Raw genomic sequence first — 15,027 nt, 5'->3', positions numbered from 1 at the left:
TCCTGTCCGTTCTTATTATAAGCGTTTGCAGGCATCACTCCGGACACCGTTTCCCTCTGGATTTTCAGGTAGACTAGAAAGGATTTTGTGAGGCGACAAGCGCAAAATCCTGCACTCTCAATGATTTCACCCGTCACTGGAAATCGAAGGCACTGAGCCCTGCTACCATCTCATCTAACCCAAGCGGGCGAGTGACAGGCGGTTCGGCGCGCGCAAGACAACCCTTCCTTTCGCAGAGGCGACAGGCAGGCCCGATTGCCACCGGATGCAGGTTCGCAGAAAGGGCCTGGCCATAGGCAGTGCTGTCTTTGAGCGCGATATCGCAGCCGAGCAGAAGTGCTGTACGCCGGACCCGTTCGCCAAATGGCGCATGCGGCCCTTCAAGCGTCCGCGCGATGGTAAGATACGCGGAGCCATCCGGCATCTCGGCAGCTTCGGCCAGAACTTGGCCCGGCTGGAGAAAGGCGGCGTGGATGTTAAGCTTCGGACAGCCGCCGCCGAAGCGGGCGTGGGGAAAACCTGCCGCTCCTCCCCGCCGCAGCCGATGGCCTGCGGCATCGGCCTCCATGACAAAGAACGCAACGCCGGCATTCGCTGGCCGCTGCAGCATCGTCAGCCGTGTCGCGGCCTGGCCGAACGAACAGCCGAAGCGCGCGCAAAGAATATCGATGTCATAACGCGATGCTTTTGCTGCGGAAAGGAACGCATCGTAAGGCATCATCAGCGCAAGTGCTGCGTAGCGCGCAAGCTCGAAGCGGACAATGCGCCTCGCTTCCTGCGTCGAGAGGCTGAGCGTTTCCAGTTCTCGCGCAATGGCGTCGCCAAGCGCGAGCGTTGAGACCTCGACGGCGATTTCCTGGAGCTGATCGGAAGCCGCAAGGCGCTCCGAAATAAAAAGCCGCATGGAATGCCGGTCGAAGCGGCGACGCAGATCGGGCATCACGTGCACCGGCAGGATGCGGACGCTGATGCCACGCTCTTTCTGCAACCAGTCCTTCAGAACCTGCGTGCGCTCACCCGCTGGCAGAGTGACGAAGAAAGCCTCCGCAGCCTCTTCAAGCGCGCCGAAATAGGCAGAACGGCGCTCCAGCACGTCGCGCACCTCATCTGCCGGCAGCCGTGCGCCAGCGGCCGGCGCCTGCCCCTCTCCCGCCATCAGGACCGCAAAGTCGGAAAGCCGCATGGCCTGCTCGCGATAGGCGCGATAGAGTTTCACGACACCGCTTGCCGCATTGGGCGCGGCTTCTGCGACTTCGATGAGTTCCTGGTCTCCTGGCAGTTCGCCCGAAAGCAAGGGATCGGCAAAAACCTCGCGCAATTGCGCAAGATTGTTTCCAGGCTCACTCTGCAGCTCCTCAAGGTCGACCTTGTAGACCGACGCCAGCTTCAAGAGGAGTTGCACCGTCAATGGCCTCTGATTGCGCTCGATCAGATTGAGGTAGGATGGCGAAATTCCCAATGCCTCGGCCATCGCCGTCTGCGTGACCGCCAGGCCGTTGCGAATCCGGCGAACTTTCGGACCAGCAAATATCTTCCGCTCGACCATTTGACACCTCCCGCATCGTACGAATGTTTACAAACATTCACAAATTTACAAAGTGTTGTTGTAAATGCTCTCGCAACCTAACCTCAATTCCCTCCTACAAATCAAGCTTTTCCTGGCATCGCGCGTGTTTTTGTAAAATATGTCACATAGCTGTTGAGGCAATAATTATCGCGAAGGAGGAAATCGTGACAGAATTTGACAAGCTTATCCGCAATGCTCCGGCAGGCCGTTTTGAGGGTATCGAGCGGCCCTATTCGCTCCAGGACGTGAAGAGATTGCGGGGCTCCGTCGAACTTCGTTATTCGCTTGCCGAGATGGGGGCGAACCGGCTGTGGCAACTGCTGCATCACGATGATTTCGTCAATGCGCTCGGAGCGCTATCTGGCAATCAGGCCATGCAGATGGTCCGTGCCGGACTGAAGGCAATCTACCTGTCCGGCTGGCAGGTCGCGGCCGATGCGAACACAGCTTCGGCGATGTATCCCGACCAGTCGCTTTATCCCGCCAATGCCGGGCCAGAACTCGCCAAGCGGATCAACCGCACGCTTCAGCGCGCCGACCAGATCGAGACATCGGAGGATCGGGGACTTTCCGTCGAAACATGGTTTGCGCCGATCGTTGCCGATGCCGAAGCCGGCTTCGGCGGACCGCTCAATGCCTTCGAGATCATGAAGGCCTATATCGAAGCTGGCGCTGCCGGTGTCCACTTCGAGGACCAGCTGGCATCGGAAAAGAAGTGCGGGCATCTCGGCGGCAAGGTGCTGATTCCGACTGCGGCCCACATCCGCAATCTGAACGCGGCGCGGCTTGCCGCAGACGTCATGGGGGTTCCCACGCTCGTTATCGCCCGTACGGATGCGGAAGCGGCAAAGCTTCTGACCTCGGACATCGACGAGCGCGACCGGCCCTTCGTCGACTACGATGCCGGCCGCACGGTCGAAGGCTTCTATCAGGTGCGCAATGGCCTTGAGCCCTGCATTGCCCGTGCCGTTGCCTATGCGCCGCATTGTGATCTCATCTGGTGCGAAACCTCCAAGCCGGATCTGGAGCAGGCGCGGCGCTTTGCCGAGGGCGTGCACAAGATCCATCCCGGCAAGCTGCTTGCCTACAACTGCTCACCGTCGTTCAACTGGAAGAAAAACCTCGATGACGCGACGATCGCCAAGTTCCAGCGGGAACTCGGCGCGATGGGCTACAAATTCCAGTTCATCACGCTCGCTGGTTTCCACCAGCTGAACTTCGGCATGTACGAACTGGCGCGGGGCTACAAGGACCGGCAGATGGCCGCCTATTCGCAACTGCAGCAGGCCGAGTTCGCCGCCGAGGCACAGGGCTACACAGCGACCAAGCACCAGCGCGAAGTCGGGACCGGCTATTTCGATGCCGTCTCGCTCGCCATCACCGGCGGCAAGTCCTCGACCACCGCAATGAAGGAATCGACCGAACATGCCCAGTTCAAACCCGCAGCCGAGTAGCCACACCAAAGGAGAAAAGGCCATGGCTTCCATCGCACGTGTCCGCGAAAGAGCGGAAGAACAATCCTCCAGCATGAGCGCCGATCAGCAGGCCACCATCCGCATGCTCGCAAACGACCTGCATCGGCTCAATCAGTCCGTGATGAAGGCCGTAGAGGCCGGGGTCTCGGTCGAACTCGTGCGCTCCGCCCGCCACCATGGCGGAGACGGAAATTGGGGCGATCTCCTGATCCCCGTCGTCGTCGCCAACAGGATGTAGGATCAGAGATGGCGGCGCCGCTCCGGCGCCGCCATCTGCGTTATTCGACGTAATTGTCACTGTCACGAAAGGCGGGCATAATCAGCATCCGCTCATATGAGACGCCGGATGCCCGCCACGACGCACGCCAATCTTGAATCTCTAACTGACCTGGTCTATGGCGCATTGTTTGGCGAAACGGACTGGCAGGACTTTCTCGACACCCTCAACACGAGAATGCCCGATGCCAAGACGACGCTCTTTTACCATGACAGCGTGGCGGGCGCCGGTGCCTTTTCGCTCTGCTCGGGCTTGGACGATACCGGCCTGGAAGGCTACAACCGGTATTATTGCACCATAAACCCGTGGATGCCGAAGGCAGCTGTCCGGCCGGTCGGCCTCGGCGTCATCGCCGACCAGATGCTGCCGCATGCCGAACTCGTCAAAACGGAATTCTACAATGACTTTATGCGCAGTATCGGCTGCCGCAGCAGCGTTGGCGTGACGATCCTTCGCGAGAACAACCGGTCCTTCAATCTATCGACGCTGACATCGAGCACCGACACCGGGTTTAACCGGGTCAACGCCGATCTCCTGACGCGGCTTGCGCCGCATTTACAGCGGGCCTTCGATTTCATCCGCCGGGACAAAGCAGGCAATGAGACGGGCCGTTCGCTGTTCGACGCGATCGGCGTCGGGCTCATTTATATCAGCGAAGGCCGCCAGATCCGATCGATGAATCTTGCCGCGCAACAGATGCTCGCCACAGATGCCGGGATCAGCGTCACGCCAACAGGACGTCTGAGCTCCAGCGATCGGGATTTCCTCGAACATCTCGGCTCCTTTTCTCGCTACCGCCCCCCCGCCGCAGCGGGGCCGTTCACCGCGAGGTTCGATTCTGCCTGCGCCTCGTTCAAATGCACGCTCGTGCGCCTCACCTCCGATTTCATGACCGAGTTCCTGCAGGGACCAACCGCAGCAGTCGTCATCGAGCGAATACCCGTTGCGCGCCCCGAATTGAACGATCATTTGCCTGCAAAGCGGCAACTGACTGCTGCCGAACTGCGGATCGCCTCCTCCATCGCCGCGGGTCTCTCGCCGCGCGAGACGGCCAAGCTGCATGGCATCAGCTACGAGACGGCCCGGACGCATCTGAAGAACATCTATTCCAAGCTCGGCGTGAACAGCCAGGTCGCGCTTGTGCGACGTCTGATGCCGTAGAATTCAGCTGCGGCTGGCGCGCTTGCCGGCGAAAAGATCGGCGTAGCTTTTCAGCAGCTTCGTCATACGATCTGCGACCGTGCGGATCTCCGGGCGATGGCGATCCTCGTTGTTCAACACGATCCATTGCCGGTGGCGCAGTTCCGCGAGCTCGCCGCCGAGCCGTTGCAGTTCCGGATCGAGATCACCCACGAAACAGGGGAGCACCGCCTTTCCCGCACCGGCACGGACGAGGTCCGGCAGTGACCGGGGCCGGTTGACCGTCGCCACGATCGGCTCCGGCGTCTGGCGGTACGGCCAGCGGAGATAGGCAGAAATGGCCTCATCCTCAGCAACCGCAATCCATCGGGTTTCCAACTCGCCGGCATTGCGCCGGACATAGACGGCATAAGCGACTTCGCCCAAAAGGCGAGCGGCGAGATTGGCTTCGTCCGGCTCGAAAGCGCGGATGCCGATATCGCTCTCGCGGTAGGCGAGATTGGCCCGCGCCTCTCCGATCGTCAGCACAATGTTGAAAGCGTCGGCAGGAATGCGGATTGCGGAGAAGTTTTCTGTCAGCAGCCAGGCCACCCAGGTCCCGGCTGCGATCTTTACCGTTGCGCCGCCCTCGCCGGCCTGGCGCCAGGCATCGACTTTCCGGGCCGCCGCTTCCATCTCCTGGAGATGGTCGAGGAGCGTCTGACCGTCGGCCGTCAAGCGGTAGCCGGTCTGGCTGCGGGCAAAGAGCATCCGTCCCGTTTCCTGCTCCAGTTCAAGCATACGCCGGCCGACCGTGGCCGGGCTCAAGCCGCTCACGACACTCGCGCCCGTCAGCCCGCCGCGGCGCGCGACCTGCAGGAAAAGCTGATAGGAATCCCATGGGGTATTTTTCATTGATGAAAAACATAGCCGGATCTTCGATGTTTATGAAGCGATTTTTGATGTGTATTTGAAGGGATGTCTTTAACGGAGGACATCACCAATGATCGAGCAGATCATGATTGCCAATTTTCTCGGCCTTTCGCAGGCCTTCCAGCCAATCCAAAAGCGTGAGCGGACTGAGGACGACTTCTACAGGGATTTTGGAAGCTCGCCTTTCGTAAGCGTCACCGCGTGGCTTACAAGCATCAGCCTCAAAAGGCAGAAGGACCGCGCCTTTCCGGCGCGATCCTCCTCAATACCTTCAAGCTGCAAGCCCGATCAGGCTGCCTGCCTTGCCCGGCCATGAGACTGCGCCGACGCTTCGATGCGGAACTGCTGCAGCAGGCTCATCAGCGTGTCGGCCTCCTCGGCGAGCTGGCGGCTTGCTTGTGTGGTTTCCTCGACCATCGACGCGTTCTTCTGGGTCATCTGGTCCATGGCGTTGACCGAACCGTTGACCTCCTGCAGCGCCGCCGACTGATCCTGGCTCGCCGTGGCAATGGTTTCGACGTGCTTGCTGATCACAATGATCTCCTCGCTGATCGAGGCGAGCACGCTGCCGGTTTTCTGCACCAGCGCAGAGCCCGCCGTCACTTCTTGGCTGGACTTCTCGATCAGACCCTTGATCTCACGGGCGGCATCGGCCGAGCGCTGTGCCAATTCGCGGACTTCCTGGGCGACAACCGCAAAGCCCTTGCCAGCCTCGCCGGCGCGAGCCGCTTCGATACCGGCATTGAGGGCGAGAAGGTTCGTCTGGAAAGCGATGTCGTCGATGACTTCGATGATCTGTTCGATCTGCTGCGAAGCCTGCTCGATGCGCCCCATGGCGGCCACGGCCTCGCTGACGACGACCCCGGAGCTGTCGGCGGTCTTCTTCGTGGCGGTGACCGCGTTGTTTGCTTCGCGAGCGCGCCCTGCAGACGAGCGCACGGTCACAGTAATCTCTTCGACGGCAGCTGCCGTTTCCTCCAAGCTGGCGGCCTGCGCTTCGGTTCGCTTGGAAAGCTCGCCGGCCGATGTCAGCATCGCGCCGCTATTGCGCTGGATGGCATTGGCGTTCTCGCGAATCTGCACGAGGGTATCCTGCAGGCGGACAAGCGATGCGTTGAAATCGACGCGCAACTGCTCCAGCCGGCCGACAAACGGCGTCTCGATCGTCTGTGAGACATCGCCCTTAGCGAGGCGTCCGAGGCCGGCCGCAAGCTGGTTCACGGCAAAGTCGATCTGACCATCGAGCGAACGCTTGTCGGCGTCGTTGCGGGCACGCTCGGCTTCGCTCAATGCCCGCTGTTCCACAGCCTGCGTTTCGAGATCCTGCTGGGCGCGGGCGCTGTCGCGGAAGGCGGCCAAAGCACGTCCGATCTCCCCGAATTCGTTCTTCTTCTCGAGGCAGGGGATTGTGCCGTCAAGATTGCCGGCCGAGATCGAGTGCACGGTCTGCGTCAGCGCAAACAGCGGCTTCACGCAGGCGCGGATCGCAAAAAAGCCGAGCATGCCGACAAGCAGCATGACGGCGGCGCCGACGCCGAGAACCATCGTCTGCAGGTGATTGATGCGGGCGAAATAGACCTCCATCGGAATGCCGATGAAGAGGATGCCGATATTGGCGCCGGCGGCACTCTTGACCGGGAAGTAGCCGGTCATGAAATTCCGGCCGAAGAGCTGCGCCGGACCGTAGTAGGCCTTGCCGTTGCCGAGAACCGGCTGCGCGGGATGATCGGCTGCAAGCTTGGTGCCGACAGCGCGGCTGCCATCTTCCTTCTTCAAGTTGGTCGAAACGCGGACATAGTCATTGCCCTGCTTTTGAAAGACCGTCGCGACACCTGCGATCGACTGGGCCGTGCGATCGACGAGGGCATGGTCCTTGAATTCGGGAATGCCATCTTCCGTCACGGAGAGAAGCTCATCCCCCGTCACGCCGACAGCCGCGTTCGCATCCGCCACACCATAGAGTACCGCCATCGTGCGGCTTGCGCCCCTTGCGTCCGAAACGGCGCTTTCCATCACGTATCGGCCGAGATTGTGGTATGTGACAGCGACAATCGCCGCGGTGCTGATGGCGAGCAGAGCAAGCGTGATCGCAACCACCTGACGCACGATGGACGTCGAAAAGAATCGCGGCATGAAGACCTCCGGTGAGTACAACCAAAGTAAGAATAAGAGAAAAGCGTTAAGGATTTTTCTCGCAAACGGCTTGCCTTCAAAGAAGTTGCCAGTGGCCCTCTGGCAGCTGCTTTCCTTCCTTCCGGATTAGCCGCACCGGGATGGCCAGTTTGCAACCATAGGAAAAGCGGCTCCGCAGACCGAAGCCGCTTTTCGAGTGGCAAGATGGCGCAAAGCTTATGCCGCGCGATAGAACGCTGCGTCGGAGCCTTCGCCGTCGATCTTGAACTGCTGGACGAGACCGAGAAGCGCATCCGCCTGACCGGCAAGTTCGCGGCTCGCGGCTGTCGTCTCCTCCACCATCGCGGCATTCTGCTGGGTCATCTGGTCCATCTGATTGACGGTCGCGTTGACTTCCTGCAGCGCACCCGACTGGTCATGGCTTGCACGGGCGATCATCTCGACATGCTGGCTGATCGTCACGATCTGCGCGCTGATCTTTGCAAGCACGGTACCAGTCTCCTGCACGAACTGCGAGCCTGAGCTGACCTCCGTCGTCGACTTGTTGATCAGGCCCTTAATTTCCTGCGCGGCAGCGGCGGAACGCTGCGCCAGTTCGCGGACTTCCATGGCAACAACTGCAAACCCCTTGCCTGCATCGCCCGCCCGCGCGGCTTCGATGCCGGCGTTCAGCGCCAGGAGGTTGGTCTGGAAGGCTATCTCGTCGATGACGCCGATGATCTGTTCGATCTGGCGCGATGCGTCCTCGATGCGGGTCATCGCGTCGATGGCGTTGCTGACGACGGTTGCCGAATCGTCGGCGCTGCGCTTGGCCTCGCGAACGACCTGGTCGGCATCCTTGGCACGCGCCGCCGAGGAACGGACGGTGACGGTGATCTCATCGACAGCAGCCGCCGTTTCCTCGAGAGACGCGGCCTGATGCTCCGTGCGCCTTGCGAGATCTTCGGCGGACTGAGCCATCTGATTGCCGTTGCCCTGGATCATTTCGACATTGTCGCGGATCTGGCTCATCGTTGCCTGGAGGCGCAGCATCGAGCCGTTGAAATCCTGGCGCAGCTGCTCGAGGCGGCCGATGAACGGTGTTTCGATCGTGGTCGAAATGTCGCCCTGCGCCATACGTTCGAGGCCAGCGGCAAGCTCGTTGACGGCGAACTCGATCTGGCGATCCATCTCGCGCTTTTCGGCGTCGTTGCGCTGGCGCTCCTGTTCGGCGGCTGCGCGCTCTTCTTCGCTTTCTTCCTCGATGCGGATCTTCGAGATCGCATTTTCCTTGAAGATGCCGAGGGCGCGGGCCATGTCGCCGATCTCGTCGGACCGTTTCTCACCGGAAATGCTGGTATCCAGCGCACCGTCGGCAATGCGACGCATGGCGGCAGTGATCTGGCCGATCGGACGCTGCAGCGTCAGCACCAGGGCAAAGCCGCCGACGATCGAGACGAGGATGCCGAGGCCCGTCGTCAGAACGGAGATGCTGTTTGCCTGCGTGCGCTCGGTTCCTGCCGACTGCTTCTGCAGCTCGGCGAAGGTCGTCAGTTGGCCCCAGACGCTATCGAGCTGCTGGCGGGCGGCTGCATAGTCAGTGGTACGCTGGCCGATTGTCGCGACCAGCTTTTCGCCGTCGCTGTCCATGGAAGCCAGTGCGGGCGACATGGCGGCAACGATATCTTCCGCGAAGTCCATGCCTTTGGCGCTCGCAAGCAGCGTGTTCAGATTGGTGCCAAGCGTCGTGATTTCCTGATGCAGGCGAACGCGGTTGTCCGGGTTCGGCTTGGCGGTGAATTCGCCGAGCACCAGCTGCAGCGAATAGATCGAGGTCTCAAGACGGCGAGTGTCTTCGAGAACGGAGTTCGTCTGAGCGATGCGGCCGTCGAGCTCGACGAACGTCGTCGTCGCTTCCCGCATCATCTGCGTAGCCGTCAACTGCGTATAGGTGGACATCTGGCGGAAGCGGGAAACAAGGCGGCCAAGGTTGGCAATCGCTTCATCGGTCGCTGCATCAGGGGCTGCCGCCTGCGTCTTCAGGTCGTTGATCGTCTGGGCAATCGACTGCGTCATGCTCTTCTGGTTTTGCGGCACGGAGATTTCGATGAGGCGCTGCGCCTTGGCGATCTGCGGGATCGCATCGGTGACGACCTTCAGCTTGTCGGCAGGCGCCTGCGCCTTGTTGAAGGCGGTCATGACGGAGGCAAGCGTATCGCCACCCTTCAACAGCCGATCTGCCGCGCGCAGCGTCGCGGTGGCATTGCCTTCGTCGTTGCGGATATTTTCCTGGAGCTGCTGTGCGTCGTAATTGACATTGAAACGGCTGCTGATCAGCGTCTTCTGTGCGTCATCGATCGACTTGCGAAGCGCCAGCTCCTGTTCATGAAGAGACCATAGCTTGCCGACGGTATCCGCAATCCCAGCCGTGCCGTCCGACGCGGCTTGCAGGTTCTCGCGGCCATCATTGTCGCCGATCTGGTTCAGGGTGGCTTTCAGCGTATCCCGCTGCGTCTTGATGTCGGTGTAGAGCTTGTCGCGTGCTTCCTGGTTGGTGATCTGCAGGAAATCGCCCATCGAGCCATACAGATCCTTGAAGCCACTGAGCGACTGGAGCACGCTGTTTGAAATCTCCATGCGGCCCTGCAGCAGGCCGGAGGCATAGAGGCCTGTCAGACCGACGGCGGAAATGGTGATCACAAAAGGCAGGACGAAGATCAGAACCTTGGTCTTGATCTTGAAGCGCGAAAGGATCTTGTCAATAAACATGGCGATACCGGCCTTCCATACACCACTCCTCCCACCGGCCGAAATCGGCGCCGGCCGAGTGCATCGAGCTGATTGTGGGACACTGGGGAACCCGAGGGTCAGGCGGCAATCATTGCCAAATCATCTCCGGCACAAAAGCGGCGATGCCCAAACATTCGCGGTGAATGTGACAGAAGATATCTTAATATTCAGATAAGCTGAACCGTTTGAAATCGCGTCTTCCCGCATCGGCATATCCGCCCAGCAGTGTGCCGCGCAAGGACAAAGCGCAAAAAGTATGACGAAAGGGATGTGTCAGAAGCCCTGAGCGATCAGGAGGGTCACAAGCGCCGCCGTTGCACCGGTCGCGAGCATGAGGAAGCGGGAGATCGCAAGCCTCGTATCAGGCTTTACCTGGGCGATTGCGATGGCGCGGGCGCGTCGAGCGTTCCTGTTCATGCGAAGATCCCCACTTCTTTCAAGACTCAACAATCCATCAAAACGGCTTGCCGGTAAAGCGCAATTTAGGAAGCTCTTTCCTAACGGCCATTGGGACACGATGGCGCAACCTTCTTAACAGGTCTTGAATCTCCTGCTCCAGATTCCTGCCTACAAGGATTCACCTGCGGCAAAACCCGAGGCCCAGGCCCACTGGAAATTATAGCCGCCGAGCCATCCCGTCACATCGACGCATTCGCCGATGAAATAGAGGCCGGGTACGCTTTTCGCCTGCATCGTGCGGGAGTCGAGCCCAGCGGTATCTACGCCTCCAAGCGTCACTTCTGCGGTGCGATAGCCTTCCGAGCCGGACGGCTTGATCTTCCAGTTCTGCACCGCATCGCAGAGACGGATCAGCCCCTTGTCCGAGAGATCGGCCATGTTGCCGGAAATGGCTTGGCGTTCCGTCAGATATTGCGCCAGCCGCTTCGGCAGGATTTCACCGAGCGCCGTCTGGGCCGACTGGCGGCCGTTCGCCTGCTTGGCTTTTTTCAGATGCAGCAGAAGGTCGACATCCGGCTCGATATCGATGGCGATCTCATCCCCTTCCCGCCAATAGGAGGATATCTGCAGGATTGCCGGGCCGCTGAGGCCGCGGTGGGTAAAGAGCAGGGCCTCGCGAAAGCCGGTTTTTCCATGCCTGATTTCGGACGGCGCCGAGATCCCCGAAAGCGGCGCAATGCTTTCCAGCAGGACGGGATCGAGCGTCAGCGGCACGAGACCCGGGCGCGTTTCGACGAGCGCGAGACCGAACAGTTCGGCGATGCGGTAAGCAAATCCCGTCGCACCCATCTTCGGTATCGACTTGCCGCCGGTCGCCACGACGAGCGAGGCGCACTCGTATTCGCCGTCGGACGTCCTGACGCGAAAGCCGTCGCTGTCTTTTTCAACGGTGAGCATTTCGGTCTGCAACCGCAGTTGCACGCCTGCCGCCCGCATCTCGTCGAGCAGCATCCGGATGATGTCCTTGGCACTGTTGTCGCAGAAGAGCTGGCCGAGCGACTTTTCGTGCCAGGCAATTCCGTGCCGGTCGACCATGGCGATGAAATCGGCGGGCGTAAAGCGTGCAAGGGCGGATTTGCAGAAGTGCGGATTGGCGGACAGGAAGGTCTTCGGGCCAGCATGGATATTGGTGAAGTTGCAGCGTCCGCCGCCCGAGATGCGGATTTTCTCCCCCGGCAATTTCGCGTGATCGAGCACGACCACCGAACGGCTGCGCTGCCCGGCGCGAATGGCGCACATCATTCCGGCGGCGCCCGCGCCTATGACGATCACGTCGCTCTTCAGTCTCAAGCCCATTTCCTTTCTGTGAAAGGCGCCTTCTTTTTCTATCAAATGGCGAAAGTCAACGCTGCCGCCCCTCGCCAATTGCCAAACTCCAGTTATGATGACCTTCCGATCAACCGCGACCATGTGTGTCATGTCACCCAAGAAGACGACGCTGAAGCCTGCCAGAAACGTGCCTGCCTCTACGAAAATTCCCCCAGATCCCGGATCTTCGCGCGGTGTGGCAAACTGGAAGGAAGCGGCGCAGTGGCTTCGCGCACGCGGCATCGAGGACATCGAGTGCATCACCCCGGACCTCGCCGGCGTTCCGCGCGGCAAGATGATGCCGACATCGAAATTCACGTCCAATACGTCGCTCGCCCTGCCCTCGGCGATCTATCGCCACACGATCTCCGGCGAATATCCCGAGGAGACCGAGAGCTTCCGCTACGAGCCCCGTGACAGCGACCTCAAGCTGATGCCTGATCTTTCGACGCTTTCCGTCGTTCCCTGGGAGACTGATCCGACGGCGCAGGTGATCTGCGATATCGTCAATTCGGAAGGCGAGGAGGTTCCTTATACACCGCGCAACCTCCTCAAGCGCATCATGGGACTTTACGCCGAACGCGGTTGGAAACCGGTCGTCGCGCCGGAGATCGAATTCTATCTCGTCGCCAACAACGACGACCCGGATTATCCGTTGCGCCCGCCGAAGGGACGCTCGGGCCGCTCGATCCTCGGCGGCCAGGGTTATTCGATCGCCGGCATCAACGAGTTCGACGAACTGATCGACGATATCTATCATTTCTCCGAGAAACAGGGCCTCGAGATCGACACGCTGATCCATGAGGAGGGCCCAGCGCAGCTCGAGATCAATCTGCGCCATGGCGACCCTATCGAGCTTGCCGACCAGGTCTTCATGTTCAAGCGCACCATCCGCGAGGCTGCGCTGAAGCACGATATCTATGCGACGTTCATGGCCAAGCCGATGCAGGGTCAGCCGGGCTCGGCGATGCACATCCATCAGTCGGTCGTCAACATCGGGTCCGGCAAGAACGTCTTTTCCAATTCCGATGGATCGGCTTCGAAGGAGTTCTTCCACTTCATCGGCGGCATGCAGAAATATGTGCCGAGCGCACTTGTGATGCTGGCGCCCTACGTCAATTCCTACCGGCGCCTTGCGCCGGACATGTCCTGCCCAGTCAACAACGCTTGGGGTTACGACAACCGCACCACCGCATTCCGCGTGCCGGTTTCCGACCCGCAGGCACGGCGCGTCGAAAACCGGCTGCCGAGTTCCGATGCCAACCCCTATCTGGCCCTGGCTGCTTCGCTGGCATCGGGCCTTCTCGGCATCATCAAGGAGATCGAGCCGACGGCACCGACCGAGGAGGCAGCCAATGAAGGGTCGATCGACCTTCCGCGCGGCCTGCTCGAAGCCGTGGCACTCTTGGAAGACGAACCGGCATTCGAGGAGGTGTTCGGCAAGGAATTCATCGGCCTTTATGCAGGCGTGAAGCGGGGAGAGTTCGAAACCTTCATGCAGGTGATCAGCCCCTGGGAACGCGAATTCCTGCTGCTCAACGTGTGAGGAGGCCGCCGCATGACGGTGCAAGAAAACTGGCAGAGCCCCATCGCGCCGGGCGTTTCGTGGTACCAGGCGACGGTAGGCGAGCGGCCGACCTATCCGCAGCTTGACGGATCGAAGACATGCGACGTCGCCATCGTGGGCGGCGGCTATACCGGCTTGCAGGCGGCATACAATCTGGCGAAAGCCGGCGTCTCGGTCGTGCTGATCGATGCCTGCCGTTTCGGCGACGGGGCATCCGGCCGCAACGGTGGGCAGCTCGGCACCGGCCAGCGCTGGTGGCCGGAGGAACTGGAGGAGAAGATCGGCTACGAGCGTTCCAAAGCGCTCTTCGATCTTGCGGAGGCTTCCAAGAAACACCTGCTCGATTTTGCGACCGAACATCAGATCGACATCGAATTCATGCCCGGGCAGATGAACGTCTCGCACAAGGAAAGCTACACGCGTTTCTACTACGAAAATGCCGAGATCGCAGCCCTTCGTTACGATTATCCGCATCTGCGGTTCATGGACAAAGAAGAGACGCAGGAACGCCTCGGCTCCAAACGCTACTACTGCGGCGTGCGCGACACCGGCACCGGCCACATTCATCCGCTGAAGCTGCTGATCGGGCTGGCGCGCATTGCGGCCAATGCCGGGGCGCAGATTTTCGAGATGACCAAGGCGACCGCAATCGGCCAGGGCGGCGGCAAGGTGAGGATCGAAACGCCGAAGGGCACACTTGCCGCGTCCCGCGCGCTGATTGCCTGCAATGGCTATATCGGCAATCTGGAGCCGGTGACGGCAAGCCATGTCATGCCGATCCGCTCCTTCATCGGCGCAACCGTGCGGCTCCACGAATATCCTGCCGTGCTTCCCGGCGGGGAAGCCGTCGCCGACTCGCGTTTCGTCGTGCGTTATTTCCGCAAGTCCAAGGATGGACGACTGCTATTCGGCGGGCGGGAAGCCTATACCGCCGACAATCCGCGCGATATCAGCGAACATATCCGCCGCCAGATCGCCGAAATCTATCCGGCACTCAGGGACATCGAGATCACGCACGCCTGGGGCGGCAGCGTCGGCATAACGATGCCGCGCCAGCCCTTCGTGCGCGAAGTGATGCCGGGCGTCACCTCAATCGGCGGATATTCGGGCCATGGAGTGATGCTGTCAAATTACTGCGGCAAACTTTATGCAGAAGCGGTGCTTGGGAAATCAGCCGATCTGGAGCTCCTCAAGGCGCTCGATATTCCGGCATTTCCCGGTGGTGCGGCAATGCGCGCGCCGCTGCTTTTCCTCGCCTTGTCTTGGTTCGCGCTGCGCGACAAGTTTTAAGGGCGATTGCGGGATTTCCTCCCGGGGCAATTCGCTTTAAAACCGGGACCCGACAGATTCATTGCATCGCACACTGGCTTTTTTAAATCGATTAGATTAAAAGGCCGCAACCAGCCTGATTGAGAGAAGA

General features: G+C 60.4%; 12 protein-coding genes. 6 read left to right on the top strand and 6 right to left on the bottom strand.

Annotated elements, in window-relative coordinates:
• Nucleotides 1–133: 133 nt before the first annotated feature.
• Complete coding sequence (locus tag RGR602_RS03825; protein ID WP_039844010.1) at nt 134–1,546, bottom strand: helix-turn-helix domain-containing protein; 1,413 nt, start codon at nt 1,544–1,546, stop codon at nt 134–136.
• Nucleotides 1,547–1,731: 185 nt separating this feature from the next.
• Here RGR602_RS03825 and aceA point away from each other — a divergent pair, with 185 nt between their 5' ends.
• From aceA to RGR602_RS03810, 3 genes are all read left to right on the top strand, one after another.
• The gene (aceA, locus tag RGR602_RS03820) at nt 1,732–3,021 is read left to right on the top strand and encodes an isocitrate lyase (RefSeq protein WP_039844009.1); all 1,290 of its coding nucleotides are present in this window, start codon (nt 1,732–1,734) and stop codon (nt 3,019–3,021) included.
• Between the two features lie 22 nt (nt 3,022–3,043).
• Entirely contained in the window at nt 3,044–3,280 is a 237-nt protein-coding gene (locus RGR602_RS03815; RefSeq protein ID WP_022717214.1) for an SMc00767 family acetate metabolism repressor, read from the top strand.
• Nucleotides 3,281–3,388: 108 nt separating this feature from the next.
• Complete coding sequence (locus RGR602_RS03810) at nt 3,389–4,480, top strand: helix-turn-helix transcriptional regulator (RefSeq protein ID WP_039844008.1); 1,092 nt, start codon at nt 3,389–3,391, stop codon at nt 4,478–4,480.
• 3 nt (nt 4,481–4,483) lie between these two features.
• On the opposite strand, the gene RGR602_RS03805 is transcribed toward RGR602_RS03810, so the two are convergent.
• Complete coding sequence (locus RGR602_RS03805; protein ID WP_039844007.1) at nt 4,484–5,353, bottom strand: LysR family transcriptional regulator; 870 nt, start codon at nt 5,351–5,353, stop codon at nt 4,484–4,486.
• Nucleotides 5,354–5,441: 88 nt separating this feature from the next.
• On the opposite strand from RGR602_RS03805, the gene RGR602_RS03800 reads away from it, so the two are divergent.
• A complete protein-coding gene (locus tag RGR602_RS03800) occupies nt 5,442–5,687 on the top strand; it encodes a hypothetical protein (RefSeq protein ID WP_039844006.1) in 246 nt (81 codons plus the stop codon).
• On the opposite strand, the gene RGR602_RS03795 is transcribed toward RGR602_RS03800, so the two are convergent.
• From RGR602_RS03795 to RGR602_RS03785, 4 genes are all read right to left on the bottom strand, one after another.
• A complete protein-coding gene (locus tag RGR602_RS03795; protein WP_039844005.1) occupies nt 5,660–7,504 on the bottom strand; it encodes a methyl-accepting chemotaxis protein in 1,845 nt (614 codons plus the stop codon). The two genes, RGR602_RS03800 and RGR602_RS03795, sit on opposite strands and share 28 nt — an antisense overlap.
• A 216-nt stretch (nt 7,505–7,720) precedes the next feature.
• Nucleotides 7,721–10,252 (bottom strand): methyl-accepting chemotaxis protein, encoded by a 2,532-nt coding sequence (locus RGR602_RS03790; RefSeq protein WP_039844004.1) that lies wholly within the window; start codon nt 10,250–10,252, stop codon nt 7,721–7,723.
• A gap of 294 nt (nt 10,253–10,546) precedes the next feature.
• On the bottom strand, nt 10,547–10,690 hold the full coding sequence (locus tag RGR602_RS36860; RefSeq protein WP_166677308.1) for a hypothetical protein: 144 nt from the start codon (nt 10,688–10,690) through the stop codon (nt 10,547–10,549).
• A gap of 150 nt (nt 10,691–10,840) precedes the next feature.
• Nucleotides 10,841–12,028 (bottom strand): BaiN/RdsA family NAD(P)/FAD-dependent oxidoreductase, encoded by a 1,188-nt coding sequence (locus RGR602_RS03785; RefSeq protein ID WP_039846628.1) that lies wholly within the window; start codon nt 12,026–12,028, stop codon nt 10,841–10,843.
• Nucleotides 12,029–12,149: 121 nt separating this feature from the next.
• Between RGR602_RS03785 and RGR602_RS03780 the strand changes: the two genes are divergently transcribed.
• Together RGR602_RS03780 and RGR602_RS03775 are read left to right on the top strand one after the other, a co-directional pair.
• Nucleotides 12,150–13,586, top strand: coding sequence for a glutamine synthetase family protein (locus RGR602_RS03780; RefSeq protein WP_039844003.1), 1,437 nt, complete (start codon nt 12,150–12,152; stop codon nt 13,584–13,586).
• 12 nt (nt 13,587–13,598) lie between these two features.
• Nucleotides 13,599–14,897 carry an NAD(P)/FAD-dependent oxidoreductase gene (locus RGR602_RS03775; protein WP_039844002.1) on the top strand — a complete coding sequence of 433 codons (1,299 nt, stop codon included), beginning with the start codon at nt 13,599–13,601 and terminating at the stop codon, nt 14,895–14,897.
• Nucleotides 14,898–15,027 lie beyond the last annotated feature (130 nt).

The sequence above is a fragment of the Rhizobium gallicum bv. gallicum R602sp genome, from assembly GCF_000816845.1.
GTDB classification, from domain to species: Bacteria; Pseudomonadota; Alphaproteobacteria; order Rhizobiales; family Rhizobiaceae; genus Rhizobium; species Rhizobium gallicum.
The sequence above is the reverse complement of the archived record's forward strand: the minus strand, read 5'-3'. Positions and strand labels throughout refer to the sequence as shown.